This window comes from Kosakonia radicincitans DSM 16656 (assembly GCF_000280495.2).
Classification (GTDB): Bacteria; Pseudomonadota; Gammaproteobacteria; order Enterobacterales; family Enterobacteriaceae; genus Kosakonia; species Kosakonia radicincitans.
Map to the genome: position 1 here is coordinate 3,493,746 of NZ_CP018016.1, position 18,408 is coordinate 3,512,153.

16 protein-coding genes, 1 tRNA gene and 1 other RNA gene are annotated in these 18,408 nt (G+C 50.5%); 6 read left to right on the forward strand and 12 right to left on the reverse strand.

Translation table 11 applies throughout. The features are described 5' to 3' along the window. Positions 1–64: 64 nt before the first annotated feature. The 4 genes from Y71_RS16885 to Y71_RS16900 form a co-directional block, all read right to left on the reverse strand. Positions 65–1,501: a DNA cytosine methyltransferase gene (locus Y71_RS16885; RefSeq protein WP_007374360.1), complete on the reverse strand. Its 1,437-nt coding sequence runs from the start codon at positions 1,499–1,501 to the stop codon at positions 65–67. A gap of 281 nt (positions 1,502–1,782) precedes the next feature. After that, complete coding sequence (locus tag Y71_RS16890; RefSeq protein WP_035943290.1) at positions 1,783–2,148, reverse strand: plasmid partitioning/stability family protein; 366 nt, start codon at positions 2,146–2,148, stop codon at positions 1,783–1,785. A gap of 5 nt (positions 2,149–2,153) precedes the next feature. Next, positions 2,154–3,110, reverse strand: coding sequence for a plasmid segregation protein ParM domain-containing protein (parM, locus tag Y71_RS16895; RefSeq protein WP_007374358.1), 957 nt, complete (start codon positions 3,108–3,110; stop codon positions 2,154–2,156). 495 nt (positions 3,111–3,605) lie between these two features. Then, complete coding sequence (locus tag Y71_RS16900) at positions 3,606–3,824, reverse strand: AlpA family phage regulatory protein (RefSeq protein WP_007374356.1); 219 nt, start codon at positions 3,822–3,824, stop codon at positions 3,606–3,608. Positions 3,825–3,984: 160 nt separating this feature from the next. Between Y71_RS16900 and Y71_RS16905 the strand changes: the two genes are divergently transcribed. Continuing rightward, a complete protein-coding gene (locus tag Y71_RS16905) occupies positions 3,985–4,518 on the forward strand; it encodes a hypothetical protein (protein WP_007374355.1) in 534 nt (177 codons plus the stop codon). A gap of 1 nt (position 4,519) precedes the next feature. On the opposite strand, the gene Y71_RS16910 is transcribed toward Y71_RS16905, so the two are convergent. Next, positions 4,520–5,667, reverse strand: a protein-coding gene (locus Y71_RS16910; protein WP_085949497.1) for an IS3 family transposase whose coding sequence is annotated in 2 segments (ribosomal slippage) — positions 4,520–5,430 and positions 5,430–5,667 — 1,149 coding nt in all. Because the reading frame shifts where the segments join, the coding sequence is not laid out codon by codon here. Between the two features lie 80 nt (positions 5,668–5,747). Here Y71_RS16910 and Y71_RS16915 point away from each other — a divergent pair. Further along, on the forward strand, positions 5,748–6,449 hold the full coding sequence (locus Y71_RS16915) for a hypothetical protein (RefSeq protein ID WP_145954147.1): 702 nt from the start codon (positions 5,748–5,750) through the stop codon (positions 6,447–6,449). Between the two features lie 146 nt (positions 6,450–6,595). Here the strand turns inward: Y71_RS16915 and Y71_RS16920 are convergent, their stop codons facing one another. Next, positions 6,596–7,798, reverse strand: a complete 1,203-nt coding sequence (locus tag Y71_RS16920) for a tyrosine-type recombinase/integrase (RefSeq protein ID WP_035943286.1) — start codon at positions 7,796–7,798, stop codon at positions 6,596–6,598. 267 nt (positions 7,799–8,065) lie between these two features. Here Y71_RS16920 and Y71_RS16925 point away from each other — a divergent pair. The 3 genes from Y71_RS16925 to Y71_RS16935 all read left to right on the forward strand — a co-directional run bounded on the left by Y71_RS16925 (position 8,066) and on the right by Y71_RS16935 (position 9,818). Continuing rightward, a non-coding RNA gene (locus tag Y71_RS16925) (RtT sRNA) lies at positions 8,066–8,203 on the forward strand. Between the two features lie 509 nt (positions 8,204–8,712). Continuing rightward, positions 8,713–8,800 (forward strand) — tRNA-Ser (locus tag Y71_RS16930). A gap of 202 nt (positions 8,801–9,002) precedes the next feature. After that, positions 9,003–9,818 carry a shikimate dehydrogenase family protein gene (locus Y71_RS16935; RefSeq protein WP_007374352.1) on the forward strand — a complete coding sequence of 272 codons (816 nt, stop codon included), beginning with the start codon at positions 9,003–9,005 and terminating at the stop codon, positions 9,816–9,818. A 38-nt stretch (positions 9,819–9,856) separates the two neighbouring features. On the opposite strand, the gene phoH is transcribed toward Y71_RS16935, so the two are convergent. From phoH to efeU, 4 genes are all read right to left on the reverse strand, one after another. Then, positions 9,857–10,645 (reverse strand): phosphate starvation-inducible protein PhoH, encoded by a 789-nt coding sequence (gene phoH, locus Y71_RS16940; RefSeq protein WP_007374351.1) that lies wholly within the window; start codon positions 10,643–10,645, stop codon positions 9,857–9,859. Positions 10,646–11,184: 539 nt separating this feature from the next. Then, on the reverse strand, positions 11,185–12,468 hold the full coding sequence (gene efeB, locus Y71_RS16945) for an iron uptake transporter deferrochelatase/peroxidase subunit (RefSeq protein WP_007374349.1): 1,284 nt from the start codon (positions 12,466–12,468) through the stop codon (positions 11,185–11,187). 4 nt (positions 12,469–12,472) lie between these two features. Beyond that, complete coding sequence (gene efeO, locus Y71_RS16950; protein WP_071920618.1) at positions 12,473–13,600, reverse strand: iron uptake system protein EfeO; 1,128 nt, start codon at positions 13,598–13,600, stop codon at positions 12,473–12,475. Positions 13,601–13,649: 49 nt separating this feature from the next. Then, the gene (efeU, locus tag Y71_RS16955; protein ID WP_007374347.1) at positions 13,650–14,483 is read right to left on the reverse strand and encodes an iron uptake transporter permease EfeU; all 834 of its coding nucleotides are present in this window, start codon (positions 14,481–14,483) and stop codon (positions 13,650–13,652) included. A 276-nt stretch (positions 14,484–14,759) separates the two neighbouring features. Between efeU and Y71_RS16960 the strand changes: the two genes are divergently transcribed. Continuing rightward, positions 14,760–15,944 (forward strand): NupC/NupG family nucleoside CNT transporter, encoded by a 1,185-nt coding sequence (locus Y71_RS16960; protein ID WP_007374346.1) that lies wholly within the window; start codon positions 14,760–14,762, stop codon positions 15,942–15,944. Between the two features lie 37 nt (positions 15,945–15,981). Here Y71_RS16960 and Y71_RS16965 read toward each other — a convergent pair whose 3' ends face one another. After that, a complete protein-coding gene (locus Y71_RS16965; protein ID WP_007374345.1) occupies positions 15,982–16,410 on the reverse strand; it encodes a DUF3574 domain-containing protein in 429 nt (142 codons plus the stop codon). 99 nt (positions 16,411–16,509) lie between these two features. Beyond that, positions 16,510–18,018, reverse strand: coding sequence for a sodium/proline symporter PutP (putP, locus tag Y71_RS16970; protein ID WP_007374344.1), 1,509 nt, complete (start codon positions 18,016–18,018; stop codon positions 16,510–16,512). Positions 18,019–18,408: the final 390 nt, after the last annotated feature.

Here is an 18,408-nt window from a genome sequence, read left to right on the forward strand (position 1 = left end):
AATCTACAGGGATAAGAGAAAAAATAAAACATTAAGGGCAGGTGTTCGCCAGCCCTTAATCATATCAGCCTGCCTTTTGTATTAGCTCATCAGTGCTGCTAACCGCTTTCTGAATGTACGGCTTCAGTAGCTTTGCAACGGCCTCAAAGACGGGCACTACAACCGAATTACCAAACTGGCGGTAAGCCTGCGTATCAGAAACAGGAATACGGAATTTGCATTCACCAGGTTTTTCAAAACCCATGAGACGCGCACATTCTCGCGGGGTCAGACGACGGGGGCGGTGTTCAAGATTTGTCGCATCGCCAAAATCTTTTTCGCCCTTATCCTTATCCCATCCCCTGTCAATGAGGATCTCTGAGCCGTCTTTGTGATAGCGTGCCGAAAGTGTTCTTGCCACAGCATGACTGTCATCGGGTGACACCAGTCCAAATCCAAAACCATTACCCTTAGCCTGATGTTTTTTCGCGTAATTGTAGAGATATTCCCAGAGCTTGACGGTTAGTATGTATTTTTCATCTACCTCATCATCAAGTAGCTCTCTAAATGCAGGACGAACTGCGGGATAGTATTTCTGAATATCCTGCAGTGAGAAATTTTCTGCCAGTTTGAGATCACGTCGAAAACCAACAAGAATGATACGTTCGCGGTGTTGGGGCAAAAAGTGTTTACCATCGATGATTTTAGGATCTGATGCTCCTGAGCTGTCAACATCGGCGACATCATATCCAAGTTCATCGAGGGTTTGTTGAATCACTTTGAATGTTTTCCCTTTATCGTGGCTCTTCAGGTTTTTCACGTTTTCGAGTACGAAAATTGATGGTTTTTTCACCGCGATGATCCTGGCGACATCAAAGAAGAGTGTTCCCTGAGTTTCGCACTCAAACCCATGTGCCCTGCCGAGTGAATTCTTTTTGCTGACCCCTGCCAGACTGAAAGGCTGACAGGGGAATCCCGCTAGCAGGACATCATGCTGTGGAATATGTTTGTCTATGTTTGCGTAGGCTTCAGACTCCGGGATGTCAGGCTTATCACTTAAGGTGATTTCGCGGATGTCGGAGTTGAATGTATGCTCATTCGGGTCGCTATACCAGTTTGCTTTGTAGGTTCTGACCGCTTGCTCGTTCCATTCGCTGGTGAATACACACTGTCCGCCAATCGCTTCGAAACCACTACGAATACCGCCAATGCCTGCAAAAAGATCGATGAAGCGGAATTCATAATGAGGATGGTGGGCTGGTGGTTCAGGCAAAAGGTTATGAAGCATTTTTACTTCGACTTCAACAAGCTGTTTGGGGGCAGTTTTACCATTTATCCATCGATTAATGGATTCCCTTGTCCAGTCATTATTGCTGACAGAACGTAAGCATTCTGCGACAGTTTTTTGATCATAAATTTCGAGAACCTGCTTCAGAAGGGCAAGGTCTTCGGCCAGACGTAGCTGGGCTGCCTGTTGTGATTCTTCCATCAATTTTCTGACGATAGGCTGCAATTCTTTCATGACATTTTTCTTCTGGGTTAAATTAGTGACAGATTAGCACAAAACAATTCCCTGTATATACATCCATAGTGCCATTCGCGAAGCTTTTTCTGAGTAATGAGATGCATAACTATGATGTGCGTGAGGAGACCTTGTGTGATGGAGGGAAACATAATTCATCCATGTATTCATGGTATTATAGAATATTGAACAGAATGAAATAAGCAAAGGACGCCCGGCCACAAAGGCTGAGCGTCTTGTTTTTTATCTGAATTATGTAATAATATAACATCAAAAACAAATCACTCTGGCAGAGCACCCGCCAGATTCTTTGCCGAAACACTGCTGGTGGGTTGTTCCGTTGCCGCAGGGGATGGCACCGTAGCCGTCACCATTACAGACGGAGCAGAACCCGGTTGAATGTTCAGAAACGACGACAGCATGATACGTAATGTTTCCGGGCTCGTATTGTCAGCTAACAGAGCCGCCAGCACCGACGGCAACCGACTGTCAATTTCCCCCAGCGCTATACCTGCCAGCAATGCTGTCCGCGATAGTTCACCGCGATCACCCCGATGACGCGCCTCTATCCTTGTATCAGCAAAGCGCTCGCTGGCATGTGTTTCAGGCCGTAGATAAATCAATACTTTTCTGCGAGTCATGACCACCTCCGTTAACCAATGGCTTTCAGTCCGTGCACCAGCGCGAACTGCGGCTCCTGTGCTACAAAGAAACGATCTTCGCGCAGGTTAACATGAGTACGAATGTCATCAGCCAGCAGGCAGGCCCCTCCGCCAACAACCGCAACATGGGTATAGCCTTTGAAGCGATCCATCGCTTCCAGTACCCTCACACGGTAACGTGCAATACCGCTGTGGATTGCCTGCTTTATGCTATCGACAGCACGCGGATCGTTGATATTGTTCGCTAAGTACGTATCGTCGAAACGATTGATAATCAACCGGTCCACGTTGAAGCGGGACAGCGCCATACCGGCTTTACGTAATGCCTGTTGTACCTCGTCGGTCACCAGCGATACACCCAACGCCGGATCGCCATAAATACGCGATACTGAAGACATCTGGCCTGCGACCTGCGAGATATCCAGCGTCGTTCCGCCAAGGTCAATAATCAGTACCGAGTTGGAGGACGAGAGTTGATCGCACAGCGCAATCCCAGCAGGAATGGACTCCGGGCGCACGGTGACGCGGGTAATGGTAAAGACGTGACCGTTATTCAGCACCACCGGTTGCAGCAGGTTCTGTTTCTTGCGCTCAATGTTATCAAGCCGGTACTGGGCGTCTTCATCATAGAACTCCGCAAGCGGTAGCGTCACCACGATATCCACGCCCTGTGGCTTAAGTCCGCTGGTCTGTAGCGCGTGATGGACTGCCAGGGTATTGAGCGGGCTGTACTGCCACTTAATATTGCTGGTGGTAAGTGAGTCGGGGGAAATCAGGTCAAACGAGTATTTCTCTTTGTCTGCGGTGTAGTTAAACGGCTTACCGTTACCAAACGTGGCTGACCATCCGCGTTTGAAGCTGTTAGGGCTGAGGTGGCTGAAAGTCCTGCCGTGCTGTTCCCACAGCATTTTGATATGTGTAGAACCATCGTCGATGTAAATGCGCATATTGCACCTTAATTGAGTCAAATGTGTGTGGATATTGAGCCGTCCGGCGTTACCGGACCGCATGAAGAGCGTTTATTTCTTTAAAATTGAGAGCAAAGCGAGATGAATCAGTGTCAGCCAGCGCTCAGCGAGAAAAAGTAGCGTCTCCAGTAAGACAAATATGAGAAATCGGTATATCTGGTTTGTTAACACAAACTTTATCAATAATTGAAGTTGCTAAAAAATTAATATATTTATTATACGCAAGGTGCATTAGTTATTTTCCTCTTTAAGAATTAGAAGGTAATACTCAATCAGATAATATATCCCTTGGATATTTTTAGATTAAATAACAATTTTTAAATACCGTACCTCAATAGATTTATTGCTCTCCCCAGAATAAAATAACGACCTCGACTTATACGTGACTGGCTGGATTAACGCTTATCCCCGACTATATTTCAGCATTCCTTTCCCGGGCACGAGCTATATGCCAGCCTGTCAGGTAAAATGTGTTCAAATATTTGGCGTTTCACGTTCCTGCAGCCATTGATCCAGTTCTGCTTCCAGCCATCCTACAGACTGTTGCCCCAGTCGCCGCTGCTTTGGAAAAGTAGCATCGTAGCGTGGTGACTTCGGATTGAGCCAGTCGTAAATGGTCGAACGGGCGATGCCGAGTTTGGCTGTAACTGCACGCATGCGAAGAATCTTCACGGTCGGGGTATGGACGATCATATTTCTACCTCATTAAACTGTTCGAAATTAAGTTGTCTGTTGAATAACGATTCGCCGTTATTCTCCACCTGAGCCAACTGGCTGGTATGCGATGGATTGTAATGAGGTCTGATAGTGTCTAAAATTGGCAGTTATCACTTACTTTTTTTGACACTAACTTATGCCAGCAACAACCCCCTTACAGAAAGCAGCGTTTGATGCCATCGACAGCCTTCACTTCAGTCAGGTTGTAATGAGTTTCATCTACGGAGAACCCGCTGCAGAGTGGTATCCGCGCATATTTGGCAGAATCAACGGTCTACTTCAGAAAACAGGGATAACCGGAAAACCGGCTGAGATAACCCGGCACTATCTGCTGGCAGCTCTTGAAATTCACCTGTCTGTTGACAGCAACTATTTTTCTAATATGGATGAGTACCATAAAAAAACTGATGCTGGCGGTACGCCTTATAACAGGACTATGCATGAACAATTTGCTGAATACGCCCGAAATTTTAGTATTGCTATGCTGAGCAAGCTTGCTCGCGAGAATGGTGTGGGCAGTGAATTCCTTGTTGGAGTAACGGAAGAGTTGATGAATGATAAGGCGCTGGCATTATCAACCATGCCGCATCTAATCAGATACCGACTAACTGAATGTTGCTATGCGCTGGAATATCCCGATGCCCCTCTCGGTTTGAATCGCCACGGATAATCTAGACACTTCCGAGCCGTTGATAATACTGGTTTTCATATTCTGTCGGTGACATCTGTTCGCTAGAACCATGCCGACGCTTACTGTTATAAAACATTTCGATGTAATCAAAAATATCACTGCGGGCTTCTTCCCGCGTTCCGTAGATCTTTTTCTTTATCCGTTCACGTTTCAACAACTGGAAAAAACTTTCTGCAACCGCATTATCATGGCAGTTACCGCGACGGCTCATGCTACCCTCCAGGCCGTGTGATTTCAGGAACGACTGCCACTCATGGCTTGTGTACTGACTGCCCTGATCCGAATGAACCAGCACCTGTTTTTCGGGATTACGCCGCCATACAGCCATCAGCAGTGCGTTCAGGACAATGTCCTTTGTCATCCGGGATTGCATGGACCAGCCGATAATTTTGCGTGAGAACAGATCAACAACAACGGCAAGATACAGCCAGCCTTCGTGGGTCCTGATGTAGGTTATGTCCGTTACCCAACGCTCATCAGGAGCATCCGGATTGAACTGTCGCTGGAGCCTGTTGGGTGACACGATACTGGCCTCGCCTTTACGTGCCCGCGGGCTTCGGTATCCGACCTGAGCCTTTATTCCGACACGTTTCATCAGTCTCCAGACTCTGTTTACTCCGCACTGTTGCCCGCTGTCACGCAGATCCAGATGGATTTTGCGATAACCATAGACGCATCCCGACTCCAGCCAGAACTGTTTAATCTGTCCTGTCAGTCTCAGGTCTGCCTGATGGCGTTGTGAATGCGGCTGCTGAAGCCAGGCGTAAAAACCACTGGGATGAACATCCAGCACCCGACAGAGCAGGCGAACAGGCCAGCAACAGGAGTTGTCACGGATAAAGGCGTACCTCAGTCGGACAGCTTTGCGAAGTACGCCGCGGCTTTTTTTAATATGTCCCGTTCGTCGGTAACCCGTTTCAGCTCTTTCTGGAGACGGCGGATCTCGGCCTGAGCATCTGACTGTTCTTTATTAGTGGAAGAATCCGGACCGTACTTCTTTATCCAGGCATAAAGGCTGTGGGTGGTGATATCGAGACGTGTTGCAACGCTGGCAACAGAATAACCGCGATCAACAACCTGTTTGACTGCTTCAGTTTTAAACTCTTCGGGATAACGCTTACCGCTCATGGGCACCTCTCTTTAAGCCATCTTAAATGACTCTGAGGTGTCTGTTAAACCCGTGGCGATTCAGTTTTTATCGGGAACTGGTGAGTCTTGGTGTTATTCCATGTGAAAAATACTCATCTAAAAATGACAAGATCGTGAAGGAGTCTGGTTCGGAATTATCGCTACTGTTCATCCGTGCAGGCCTGCTGTTTGAGTTTAAGATGCTACAAAGATCACTGGCAGTAATAATTTCTCTCAAGGAGAATGGTACAATTGCTCTCCCTGCTCTTGACTCCCGGATGCCTCGTCCAGCACGAAAGAATATTGCCGATTACTACAAAAGGATTGTTGATATCTGGTTGCTGGAGGCACAACCACATTCTTTTGCATATTTTAAGTGTAAAGACCGTGCTTCGGCAACAAATGCCGAACGGCTCCTTAAAAACATGAGCCGATTTTATTTTCATAAACGAATGTTTGGTGGTACGCAGGGAAGCTGGCTGGGGACGCTGGGAGCATTTGATATTGAGGTCAGCCGTTGGGAAGAGCCTGGGGTAGCGATTTATTACGAGATGAATAATAAAAATACAATTTCAGATAAAGTCAAATCAAAACTTGAGGATTATAATTTTATAGTGTCAGCAAGAAGTTTGTATTTGCGGCATAAAGTGATAAAAAAAGATAGTTACTCTAAAATTCGATATTATCGAGATCTTCTAATGAATCAGTCATGTATGTTCCCCTGGTACCTTAATGATAACAGCTATTACGAAATGGCACTGAAGTTTGAAGCGGGAGAGTAACCTGGACTTATTAATAAACCTACCTGTTCATATAACACTGGCTGGATTTGCATGGTGGTTATGGTGAACAGGTAGTACCCGTAGTTCTGTCCCAATCAACAGTTAAGCCCAAAAAAGAAAAGCGCCCCGAAAGGCGCAGAACAAGTTTACTTCACTGCCGAAAACACGTAATCAGCCCAAGCCTGCATCACCGGAATACGCTGTTCCAGTAAATCAGTACGATGGTACGCAGCCTCTACTTTGTTTTTCAGCGTATGTGCCAGTGCCCGTTCGGCCACATCCCGTGATATCCCCTGCTCACTGCACCAGTCTCTGAAACTGGAACGAAATCCATGAGCGGTTGCGAGGCGTCCTGGCGTATCGCTGACAGCCCCCGTTTTACGCAGGAAAGTGGTCATCACCATATCAGACAATACAATTTGTTTTCGTGGTGACGGGAAAACCAGCTCATCGTGCAAACCCTGCATTTTTTCAAGCACAGCGACAGCCTGCAAAGATAATGGAACACGATGCTGAATCCCCGCCTTCATTCTTTCCGGTGGAACAATCCATATTCGCTTGTCCAAATCAACTTCCTGCCAGCGCATACCACGGGCTTCTCCTGACCTCGCCCCGGTAAGGATCACAATCAGCAACAACGCACGGGTCACGTTATAGCGCTCGTCACTGTAGACTTTCGTCGCCACGTAAAGCGGTACATTTCGCCAGGGCATCGCCGGTTGGTGCTCAGTTCGTACATTAATACCCGCCTGTACCGGCAGTAAATGGTCAACAACATCAACAGGATTGGCAACACAGTGCCCGTGAGCCCATCCCCATTGCATTACCGCATGGATTCGCTGTTTTACGCGACTGGCTGTTTCTGCCAGCGTGAGCCACACAGGGCGCAATGTTTCTGCCACATCAGCAGGCGTGATGCGGTCGAGTGGTTTAGTTCCTAATGACGGAAACGCATACTGCTCCAGTGTTGATAGCCACTGCTTTATGTGCTTCTGGTTTTTCCATCCCGGCGAGAGTTCAGCGTGAACCTGACGCGCTGCTGCTTCAAATGTCGGAATAATAACCTTCTCAGCTTCGGCTTTTTTCAACTCAAGCGGATCATCACCAGTCGCCAGTTGTTCGCGCATGGCCTGCGCCATACGTGCTGCTTCCGCGATACCGATTTCGGGATAAGTCCCCAGTCCGGCATTTCGCCTTTTTTGAGTAACAGGACTTACATAGCGTAAAACCCACTTTCCCCTCCCCTTTGCTGATGAAGGATGAAGCGTAAGTCCCGTAATTCCGCCATGAGGCAACGGCCTGTCATCAGGTTTAATGTGCCTGGCTTTAGTGTCAGTAAGTAGTGCCATAAAAGGGAAAATCCTGCTGTTTTCAGTATGCCATCCAGTATGCCATGAAAAATTCTTGCACATTTCTGGTATGCCATTCAGTATGCCATCTGTGGTGTGTTTCGTCAGGGTTATATTGGTTTCAATCGGACAGGCATCAAGAAAAAACGCTTAATTTTATTAGGTTACAGGATTAGATTGAACATCTTTGCATTCATATTTAGCGGTCCCCCTCACCGCCATCATTTCAGACGAGAGCCTGTACGAAAGTACGGGCTTTTTTCTTTTATATTCTCCCTTCCAGGGGGGATGAGAATCCCCGACCGGGGTTCGACAACGGGCAACTGCCCGCTGGACAGACCACGAATAACATGAGTGGGCTGCCCGCAGGGCGAGCGAAGCGAGTCAATCCCCCCCTCACCGCCATCATTTCAGACGAGAGCCTGTACGAAAGTACGGGCTTTTTTCTTTTATATTCTCCCTTCCTGGGGGGATGAGAATCCCCGACCGGGGTTCGACAACGGGCAACTGCCCGTTGGACAGACCACGAATAACATGAGTGGGCTGCCCGCACAAAAACGCCGGGAGCGTTTTTGAACAACGCCTGCGTTGGCCCCGAAGGGCCGAGTAACGGCGAGCGAAGCGAGTCAATCCCCCCACTCTCCCTTCCAATGCCGATTAAACATCAGAGATGGCGTCGACACCTTATATAACCGTGGTTTTAGCCATCTCCTGCCCTGGCTTCGCGCCGGAACGCCAGGCGACAGCGACGCTTTACCCGGACTACATTTCTGGTCAAATTTTTGGTCCAAAATCCGCCATTGCTCACACCTTAAGCGAACAGTCATCAATGCGGAAAATATGCTTGACCGTTTCAGTGCAACTCCCTATAGTAGCGCCCCGTTGCCCCCTAAGTGGCGGCAGCAATACAATGTGGTGAGGTGTCCGAGTGGCTGAAGGAGCACGCCTGGAAAGTGTGTATACGGCAACGTATCGGGGGTTCGAATCCCCCCCTCACCGCCATCATTCAAAGAAGAGCCCGCATGCAAATGCGGGCTTTTTTTTCGCATGTCGCACATGCTATCCACAAACTGCACTCAACAATCGCAAAAAACATCCTCATTTCAGCTCAGAAGAAAACCCTCTGACCTTGCTCACTTTGTTTCTCCCACAGCTATCACCGGTGCATTACTATGGCGTTCCATGAGCGAAAAAGAGTGCCGTAATGAAAGAACGCAATAGCGTAAGTGGGAAATTAACCCTGCTGGCCATCATTGGCGATCCCATTGCGCAAGTACGCGCCCCTTTGATGATCAATGCCGCCATGGAAGAGCGACACATCCCGGATACACTGATGGTTCCTTTGCATGTTGCGCCTGGCAATGTGCAGCAAGCGATTGAGGGACTGAAAGCTGTGCAGAATTTCGCTGGCGCCATCATCACCATGCCGCATAAAAAAGAGGTTATGCGCTTCCTTGACTCAACGAGTACCACGGCAGCACATTGCGGTGCCTGCAATGTCATCCGCCGTGACCAGCACGGGAAAATCCATGGCACAATGCTGGATGGCGAAGGTTTTGTCGCCAGTCTGCTGGAGCGGGATATTGCCGTTGGGCAAAAGAAAATCTATCTGGCAGGAACCGGTGGCGCAGGTACGGCGATCGCACATGCGCTGGCTGCTCATCAGGTTGCAGAATTGATTATCTATAACCGCACCGTCAGCCGGGCTGAAGCACTTATCCGTGAATTGTCGGTTTTCTATCCGCAGGTGCAGTTTCGGTTGGGCAACGATAAACCCGCAGAGGTTGATATTGCCATTAATGCCACCTCCGTTGGCATGGACGGGACGCAAGAACTCCCCTTCTCGCTTATGGCGCTCAACCCGCAGTCTGTGGTCTGCGATATCATTATTTTCCCGGAGACAACGGCGTTGCTCGCAGCGGCACAGCAGCGCAATTTATGCACACACTCTGGACGGGCCATGCTCGCCGCGCAGATTACATTGATGCTTGAATTTATGCTGCATGGCAAAAAGGCATAAAAAAGCCCGGCAAGCCGGGCTCTTCCATTGAGATAGCATCAATCATAAGCCAGCAGTGTGCGCTGGCAGAGAGCGGAGCGTACGCAGTCATCTTTGTTAAAGCGCACCACGCCAATCATCTCATCTTCCTCAAAACGCGCCAGCGCATCGCTCAGCCCCGATTTAACACCGGAAGGCAGGTCGCACTGGGTGATATCGCCGTTGACAATCACCGTCACGTTTTCCCCGAGGCGTGTCAAAAACATCTTCATTTGCGCAGCGGTGACATTCTGAGCCTCATCAAGAATAACGACCGCATTTTCAAAGGTACGTCCGCGCATATAGGCGAACGGCGCGATTTCCACCTTACCAATCTCTGGGCGCAGGCAGTATTGCATAAAGGACGCGCCAAGGCGTTTAACCAGCACGTCATAGACGGGCCGGAAATAGGGCGCGAACTTCTCCGAAATATCGCCGGGTAAGAAGCCGAGATCTTCGTCAGCTTGCAGGACCGGCCGGGTAACAATAATCCTTTCCACGTCCTTATGGATCAGCGCTTCCGCCGCTTTCGCCGCGCTAATCCACGTTTTTCCGCATCCCGCTTCACCAGTTGCGAAGATCAGTTGTTTACTCTCGATAGCATTCAGGTAGTGCTCCTGAGCTTCATTGCGAGCGGCAATCGGAGAGGTATCACGGCTGTCCCGCGCCATGCCAATTGCTTCTACGCCACTCATCTGCACAAGCGAGGTGACCGACTCTTCTTCACGTTGTTTATGGCTGCGTGAATCACGTCTCAGCACGCGTTTCGCTTCACGACGAGCTTTGATCACTGCTTTTTGTCTTCCCATGGATAGCACCTTGAGTTGTTGGTTTACATCACGCGTATCTGTTTCGACACGACTATGCGCACAAACGTCTGAGGGTTGGCTTCCTTGTAAGCCTTGTCTTGCCTTTGAATATGATGTGGCTGAGCGACAGGCATCATCGCCGGTCACATCGTTGAAATCAGGTATGAACAAAGAGGAGGAAAATTCAGGGGCGAAGAAGTCGTTGCCGGAGGGGGTTTCTCCGTGCCGGGTCTTACGTGGTCTTTTTGAGTGTCCGCTACAGGACTTTACCATCCGCGATCTCCTGAAGAACTTCATCACCGCAGGGAAAAACGCTTTAAACTAATTACATCAAAACTTAGCATCATTGCAACATTATTTTTACCTACTCATAACGTGCAAGCGCCCTGCGTTGTTGCAAAGAGTCTCTGATATGAATATTACAGAAAGATAACAGATACTTTCTAATACGAAAAAATGATAGCTGGATGGCAGAAAAAGTATGTCGAAATGCAACGAATGACAGAATATCCTGCCCGCAGGCGGGCAGGATAGGATCTTTACGCTTCGAGCAGAGATTGGGCAAGATAGTGATTTGCGTCTTTCACCCCAGGCAAAACAAAGAAGTAGCCGCCGCCAATCGGACGGATATATTCCTCCAGCGCCTCGCCGTTAAGCCGTTTTTGCACCGTCAGGAAACCTTTTTCCAGATCGTGCTGATAACAGACAAACAGCAAGCCCATATCAAGTTGACCTGAGTTCGTCACCCCGAGCGAATAGCTATAGCCCCGGCGCATCATCAGGCTTGATTGTGTCTCTTTGGTACGCGGGTTCGCCAGACGAATGTGGCTGTCGAGCGCAATCACATCGCCGTCCGGATCTTTTGTGTAATCCGGAATGTCGTGTTCTTGCTGCATGCCCAGCGGTGCGCCGGAGTGTTTATCACGCCCAAAAATCGTTTGCTGCTCTTTCAGCGGCGTGCGATCCCAGAACTCAACATGGAACTGGATAATCCGCACCGCCTGATAACTGCCGCCTACAGCCCAGGCCGGTTCACCTTGATCGCCGGTGACCCAGACCACTTCATTCATCAACGCGTTATTGCTGCTGTCCGGGTTGGCGGTGCCATCTTTAAATCCCAGCAGATTCACCGGCGTCTCTTTGCCTTTACTACGCGCCGCATGATCGGAGATAAACCCCTCCCGCTTCCAGCGCACGCTGAGTAAATCCGGCGTGTGCTTAATGAGATCGCGCAGCGTGTGAATCACCGTATCCTGCGTATTGGCGCAAATCTGGATGAGTAAATCACCGTGGCACAATGCCGCATCCAGCGAATCATTGGGGAAGCGTTCCATCTTTTGCAGCTTTTTCGGCATCTGCGCCTGCAAGCCAAAGCGCGTATCGAACAGAGACTGACCCACTGAAACAGTGACCGTCAGGTTATCCGGCGAGATATACGACCCGAGAATACCGGAATCCATTGGCGGCAGCCGTGGGTTTGGCGTATCCGGTGCCGGACCGCCTGAAGTGAGAAAAGTGATGCGCTGTGTCAGTAAACGAAACAAACGTTCAAGATCGGCCTTATCCGCAGCCAGCACATCAAAAGCCACCAGCATCATTGACGCTTGCTGTGGCGTCAAAATCCCGGCCTGATGCGCCCCGAGAAAAGGCTGCTTTTCCATCCGCGAATCCGGCGACAGCGTCCCCAGCGCACTCTGCGGTTTTGCTGCATGGGCAACCGGACATCCGCCAGCAATTGCGAGCGCGCCTCCCAGCGCGCCCATCCCTTTCAGTAAACGGCGGCGCGAAGGTTCGCTGACGCCATGATCATCATGTTGCTTCATATTGTTAATCCAGCCCAAGCACGCCGCGCAGTTGCGCCAGATCTTCAGCCAGCGTGGTGATCGGCCCTTTCAGCGCATTACGGTCGGCGTCGGTCAGCTTGTCGTACGTCTCATAGCCATCTTTTGTGCGGTATTTCGCCAGAATGGTATCCACTTTCTTGAAGTTGGCATCGACTTTCGCCAGCAACTCCGCATTCTCTTTTTGCAGTTGCGGACGCAGCAGATTGACAATTTTCTGCGCGCCATCAACGTTGGCCTGGAAGTCCCACAGATCGGTGTGGCTGTAACGATCTTCTTCGCCGCTGATTTTGCTGGCTGCAACTTCTTCAATCAAATCGGCTGCACCGCCCACCACTTTTGAGGGCGGGAAAGCCAGTTCGTTAATGCGCGTTTGCAGATCCAGCACATCGCTGTTGAGCTGATCGGCATATTTGCCCATCTCTTTGGTGCTGTTATCGCCAAACAGGGCTTTTTCCAGGCGGTGGAAACCGGTGAACTTCGGATCTTCCGCTTTGTGCTCGTAATCATCTTCACGGGCATCAATCCTGCCATCCAGATCGGAGAAGAGTTCAGCAATCGGTTCGATACGTTCATAGTGCTGGCGAGTTGGCGCATACAGCGCTTTCGCTTTTTCAATATCCCCGGCTTTTACTGCATCGGTAAAGGCTTTCGTGCCGGAGACCAGTTGCGCGGTTTCCGCCACGACATAGGCTTTATAATCAGTAATGGCCCCGCTCAGGCTCAACAATGCATCGTCTTTTGCCGCATCCGCAGTTGCCGAGCCTTTGACCACCAGTTTCCCTTTCGGGTTGGTGAGCAGGCCGCAGGTCATATCATATTCGCCAGGTTGCAGATTGGCGGTCAGCTTCTGGCTGAATCCCGGCGCGATGTTTTCACGCTCTTCCACCACCATCACGCCTTTGAGAATCTCCCATTCCAGCGCTTTCTGGCTGTGGTTGATGATAATGAACTGCGTTTTGCCCGCGTTAACGGTCAGGTTCATCGGCTCACACTGCTTGTCCGTTACCGTGACCTTCACCTGCGGAACATCCGCAGCCTGTACCCCGAAAGCGCAAGACATCAGCGCCGCGATCCCTACCTGCAAAGCACTACGACGAAAATGAATAGCCATGACCCTTCCCTTAAATAAGTATGTTGTAACTACGAAGCTGTGCATATCCTCAGGAAGCCGCCTGCGAAGGCTGCGCTCTTGAGCGTGGAGGCAAAACAAATAGCACCAGCACCGGAATCAGGTAGGCAAAGTAGACAAAGACTTCGCTCACGCTCGGTGCTTCCTGATAACCAAAAATGCCTTCCAGCAAGGTACCCGTCAGCGAATGCGTGGTAAGCACGTTGCTTAAATCGAAAGCCACATCCTGGAATTGATTCCACAAACCGGCTTCATGGAAAGCGCGGATAGCGCCCGCGGCCAGACCGGCGGCCACCAGCAGGATAAACAGGCTGGTCCATTTGAAAAATGCGCCGAGATTAAGGCGGATCCCGCCCCAGTAGAGCAGAAAGCCCAGCACCACGGCCGTTGCCAGCCCAAGTATTGCGCCAAGCGGCGGCCAGATACCGAGATCCTGCTGGAATGCCGCCAGCAGAAAGAATACCGATTCCAGCCCTTCACGCGCGACGGCGAAAAAAACCATCAAAATCAGCGCCCAGCCGTGATGATTACTGCGCGCCAGCGCGTTATCCACCGCCTGCTCAAGCTGCACTTTGACGTTGCGCGACACTCTGCGCATCCAGAACACCATCCAGGTGAGGATCACCACGGCAATCACCGCAACAATCCCCTCAAACAGCTCCTGCTCTTTTTGCGGAAACTCGCCGGTAGTTTCGTTGATGGCAATCCCCAGCCCCAGACAGAGCGCGGCGGCGAGGAAAACGCCAATCCACATCACCCCGATCCAGCGTCCGCGCTGGGTGCGTTTCAGGTAGCTGGCAATCAGACTGACGATCAGCGCCGCTTCGAGGCCTTCACGCAACATAATAAGAAATGGAACAAACATGGAGAACGCCCCTGGTGTCATGTGCAGTCAACGGTTGCAAAGAAAAGCAAATTGCATTGATAGTGATTATCATTACGCTAACGAGAAACTCAAGCGAAATATGACAAGAATAATAACTGAATGTAAACGGCTGGCAGGCTACCCCAGGCGAAGCGGCCCTTATGCAGAAGTAGTTGAAATAAAGCGATAACTTAGCTTACAAAGCATTAACTTTATGTTTACCGCATCTCGCGGCTATGGCTAAATACTCCCCCATTCACCTGCAAAATTAGAGATATGATTAACTTCCTACACTTTCTGCTGGCGCTGGCGGTGATCCTCGCACTCGCCTGGCTGGTAAGTTTCGACCGGCGGCAAATACGTTTTCGCTTTATTCTGCAATTGATCGTCATCGAAATGGCGCTGGCCTGGTTCTTCCTGCACGCGCAAAGCGGATTAACGCTGATTAAATATGTTTCCGGTTTCTTCGAAGTGCTGCTGAAATTTGCCGGTGAAGGCACGGGTTTTGTTTTCGGCGGCATGAGCGAAAAAGGGCTGGCATTTATTTTCCTTGGCGTGCTGTGTCCCATCGTTTTTATTTCAGCGTTGATCGGCATTTTGCAACACTGGCGGATCCTGCCTGTTTTCATTCGTCTGATCGGCACCCTGCTGTCGAAACTCAATGGTATGGGCAAGCTGGAATCCTTTAACGCCGTCAGTTCGCTGATTCTGGGTCAGTCCGAAAATTTCATTGCCTACAAAGGGATACTTGCCGACCTCTCTTCACGTCGCCTGTTTACCATGGCCGCCACGGCAATGTCGACGGTTTCGCTGTCGATCGTCGGCGCCTATATGACCATGCTGGATGCGAAATATGTGGTCGCCGCGCTGATCCTGAATATGTTCAGCACCTTTATTGTCCTGTCGATCATTAATCCCACGCGCCCGGAAGCGGAACCGGAAATTAAGCTGGAAAAACTCCACGAATCGCAAAGTTTCTTTGAGATGCTCGGCGAATATATTCTGGCTGGTTTCAAAGTAGCAATGATTATTCTGGCAATGCTGATCGGTTTTATCGCCCTGATTAGCGCCGTCAACGCCCTCTTCTCTGCGCTATTCGGTATCAGTTTCCAGCAAATTCTCGGCTATGTTTTCTATCCGCTGGCCTGGCTGATTGGCATTCCGCTCAGCGATGCGCTGCAGGCTGGCGGCATCATGGCCACCAAGCTGGTCGCTAATGAGTTTGTGGCGATGATCGAACTGCAAAAAATCGCCGCACAGATGACGCCGCGCGGATTGGGAATTTTGTCAGTGTTTCTGGTGTCATTTGCCAACTTTGCCTCAATTGGCATCGTCGCAGGCGCCATTAAGGGGCTGAATGAGCAGCAAGGCAATTCCGTCTCCCGCTTTGGCCTGCGCCTGGTCTACGGGGCAACGCTGGTGAGTCTGCTCTCCGCCGCTTTTGCGGGTGTTGTGCTGTAAGTGATTTACCCCTCTCCTGCGGGAGAGGGGCTTCAAATCAGAACTGAACGCAAACCGGCTGATCCACGCGCATCACCGATTCCTGCGCGAAACGCGATTTATAAATCTCGCGCAACGTATCAATTTTTGCGTCAGTTTGTGCGTCCACGCTGTGGATAAGCATCAGCGCTTTGCTCGGTTCCTTAGACACCTTCCCGTTGCTGCCCAGCCACTGCCCCTGGGCATCAAAAGCCGTCAGGCCATCACGAAAACGCGGTGTGACCTCGTTATCCACATACTGTTGCCACTCCTGAGCAGTAATCAATTTACCGCCCTGGCGGGTTAAACCGTAATAGAGCGTGGTTTGTTGCATTTGGTTTTCAACCTTGCAGGCTTGCGTGCTCACACTCTGTTTCGATGTTGGCGCCGCACAGCCCGTCAGCAAACCAGCAACCACAAGCGCGGTGAACCCTGTTTTTAACTTCATATTGCTATCCTCATTGTTATTTGTTCTGAGATAACAGCGTAATTACAATTATTTAGCAATAAAAAAACCCGCCGCAGCGGGTTTTTCGTCAATGGCGCGTTATTCTGCCTGTAAACGGGACGGCGGCGCGGAATGATAATGCGCATCGGCCTCGGCAAAACGCTGCTGCATCGCCGCAGAAGGCGCTTTGCCCAACAGGCTGAACACCACAATACCCAGGCTGCCGAACACAAAGCCCGGAATGATTTCATACAGATCCAGCCAGCCGTAGTGTTTCCAGATAATGACCGTTACTGCGCCAATAATCATCCCCGCCAGCGCGCCGTTGCGGGTCATCCGCGACCACATCACCGAGAACAGCACCACCGGGCCAAACGCCGCGCCGAAACCGGCCCACGCGTAACTTACCAGCCCCAGCACGCGGTTTTCCGGGTTTGCCGCCAGCGCGATAGCGATTACCGCCACCAGCAGCACCATTGCGCGGCCCACCCACACCAGCTCAGTCTGGCTGGCACTTTTACGCAAAAACGCTTTGTAGAAATCTTCAGTAATCGCACTGGAGCAAACCAGCAACTGGCAGCTCAGCGTCGACATCACCGCGGCGAGGATGGCAGAAAGCAGCACGCCCGCAATCCACGGGTTGAACAACAGTTGCGCCAGCTCGATAAACACACGTTCGGCGTTCTGATTGACCGCGCCCGCCAGCGACGGGTTGTTATTGAACCAGGCGATGCCAAAGAAACCCACGGCGACCGCGCCTGCCAGGCAGAGGATCATCCAGATCATGCTGATACGGCGCGCATGCACAATCGTATGGTGGGAATCGGCGGCCATAAAGCGCGCCAGAATATGCGGCTGACCAAAATACCCCAGCCCCCAGCCCATCAAAGACAGGATGGCGACAAAATTCAGCCCCTTCAGCATGTCGACGTTTTCGATGCTTTTCTGCTTGATCACCTCCAGCGAATCACTGAAACCGCCCACCGTAATAATGACAATTACCGGCGTCAGGATCAGCGCGAAAATCATCAGGCTGGCCTGCACCGTATCGGTCCAGCTAATCGCCAGGAAGCCGCCAATAAAGGTGTAAATAATGGTGGCTGCCGCGCCGGCCCAGAGCGCGCTTTCGTAGCTCATGCCGAAGGTGCTTTCGAACAGACGTGCGCCCGCCACAATGCCGGAAGCACAATAAATGGTGAAGAAGACAAGGATCACCACGGCGGAGATAATGCGCAGCAGACGGCTTTTATCTTCAAAGCGACCGGTGAAATAATCCGGTAACGTCAGCGCATTATTGTTCACTTCGGTGTGCACGCGCAGACGCCCGGCCACCAGTTTCCAGTTGACCCACGCCCCCAGCGTCAGGCCAATGGCGATCCAGCTTTCCGAAATCCCGGAGATAAAAATCGCGCCTGGCAGCCCCATCAGCAGCCAGCCGCTCATATCGGACGCCCCGGCGGAAAGCGCGGTGACCAGCGGCCCCAGTCTGCGACCGCCGAGAATATAATCGTCAAAATTCTTCGTCGAACGCCAGGCGAAAAACCCGATCAATATCATGCCAAAGATATAAACAAGAAAGGTCACCAGCATCGGTGTGCTCATTGCCATTAAGGAGTCTCCAGGGTTCTTCGTCAGCAAAATCATTCTGCTGCTTTATCCATCACCGGAACGTAGTGATGGCGCGTATTGATTATCAGAAGCGCCCGTATCCTGCCGGAAGCCTCACTTATTCACAATTGATTTAACACAGCATTTACATCAAATTCATCCTGAGCTTGATAGCTTTTTGCGATAGGTTGTACTGTGTCACACTTTTCCAGGTTGCACCTTTTAAAAGTGTTATCCACCGCATAAAACCTGCTTTGCCAGTGAAATATCCAGCGCCTTTTCCCGTTACCAGTAATTAACATTTAATTCATTTTTAACCTTGCCAGCCAGGTCACATTTAACAAGGTTGCACAAAGTTGCAACATGATGGATATTTCTGCCTGAACCGCA

What these genes read in the sequence shown, in the direction of transcription:
- efeO (WP_071920618.1), bottom strand. Translation starts at nt 13,600, where the DNA reads ATGGCTATTCATTTTCGTCGTAGTGCTTTGCAGGTAGGGATCGCGGCG.
- efeU (WP_007374347.1), bottom strand. Translation starts at nt 14,483, where the DNA reads ATGTTTGTTCCATTTCTTATTATGTTGCGTGAAGGCCTCGAAGCGGCG.
- efeB (WP_007374349.1), bottom strand. Translation starts at nt 12,468, where the DNA reads ATGAAGCAACATGATGATCATGGCGTCAGCGAACCTTCGCGCCGCCGT.
- Y71_RS16900 (WP_007374356.1), bottom strand. Translation starts at nt 3,824, where the DNA reads ATGATCGTCCATACCCCGACCGTGAAGATTCTTCGCATGCGTGCAGTT.
- Y71_RS16960 (WP_007374346.1), top strand. Translation starts at nt 14,760, where the DNA reads ATGATTAACTTCCTACACTTTCTGCTGGCGCTGGCGGTGATCCTCGCA.
- phoH (WP_007374351.1), bottom strand. Translation starts at nt 10,645, where the DNA reads ATGGGAAGACAAAAAGCAGTGATCAAAGCTCGTCGTGAAGCGAAACGC.
- Y71_RS16905 (WP_007374355.1), top strand. Translation starts at nt 3,985, where the DNA reads ATGCCAGCAACAACCCCCTTACAGAAAGCAGCGTTTGATGCCATCGAC.
- putP (WP_007374344.1), bottom strand. Translation starts at nt 18,018, where the DNA reads ATGGCAATGAGCACACCGATGCTGGTGACCTTTCTTGTTTATATCTTT.
- Y71_RS16935 (WP_007374352.1), top strand. Translation starts at nt 9,003, where the DNA reads ATGAAAGAACGCAATAGCGTAAGTGGGAAATTAACCCTGCTGGCCATC.
- parM (WP_007374358.1), bottom strand. Translation starts at nt 3,110, where the DNA reads ATGCGCATTTACATCGACGATGGTTCTACACATATCAAAATGCTGTGG.
- Y71_RS16920 (WP_035943286.1), bottom strand. Translation starts at nt 7,798, where the DNA reads ATGGCACTACTTACTGACACTAAAGCCAGGCACATTAAACCTGATGAC.
- Y71_RS16965 (WP_007374345.1), bottom strand. Translation starts at nt 16,410, where the DNA reads ATGAAGTTAAAAACAGGGTTCACCGCGCTTGTGGTTGCTGGTTTGCTG.
- Y71_RS16885 (WP_007374360.1), bottom strand. Translation starts at nt 1,501, where the DNA reads ATGAAAGAATTGCAGCCTATCGTCAGAAAATTGATGGAAGAATCACAA.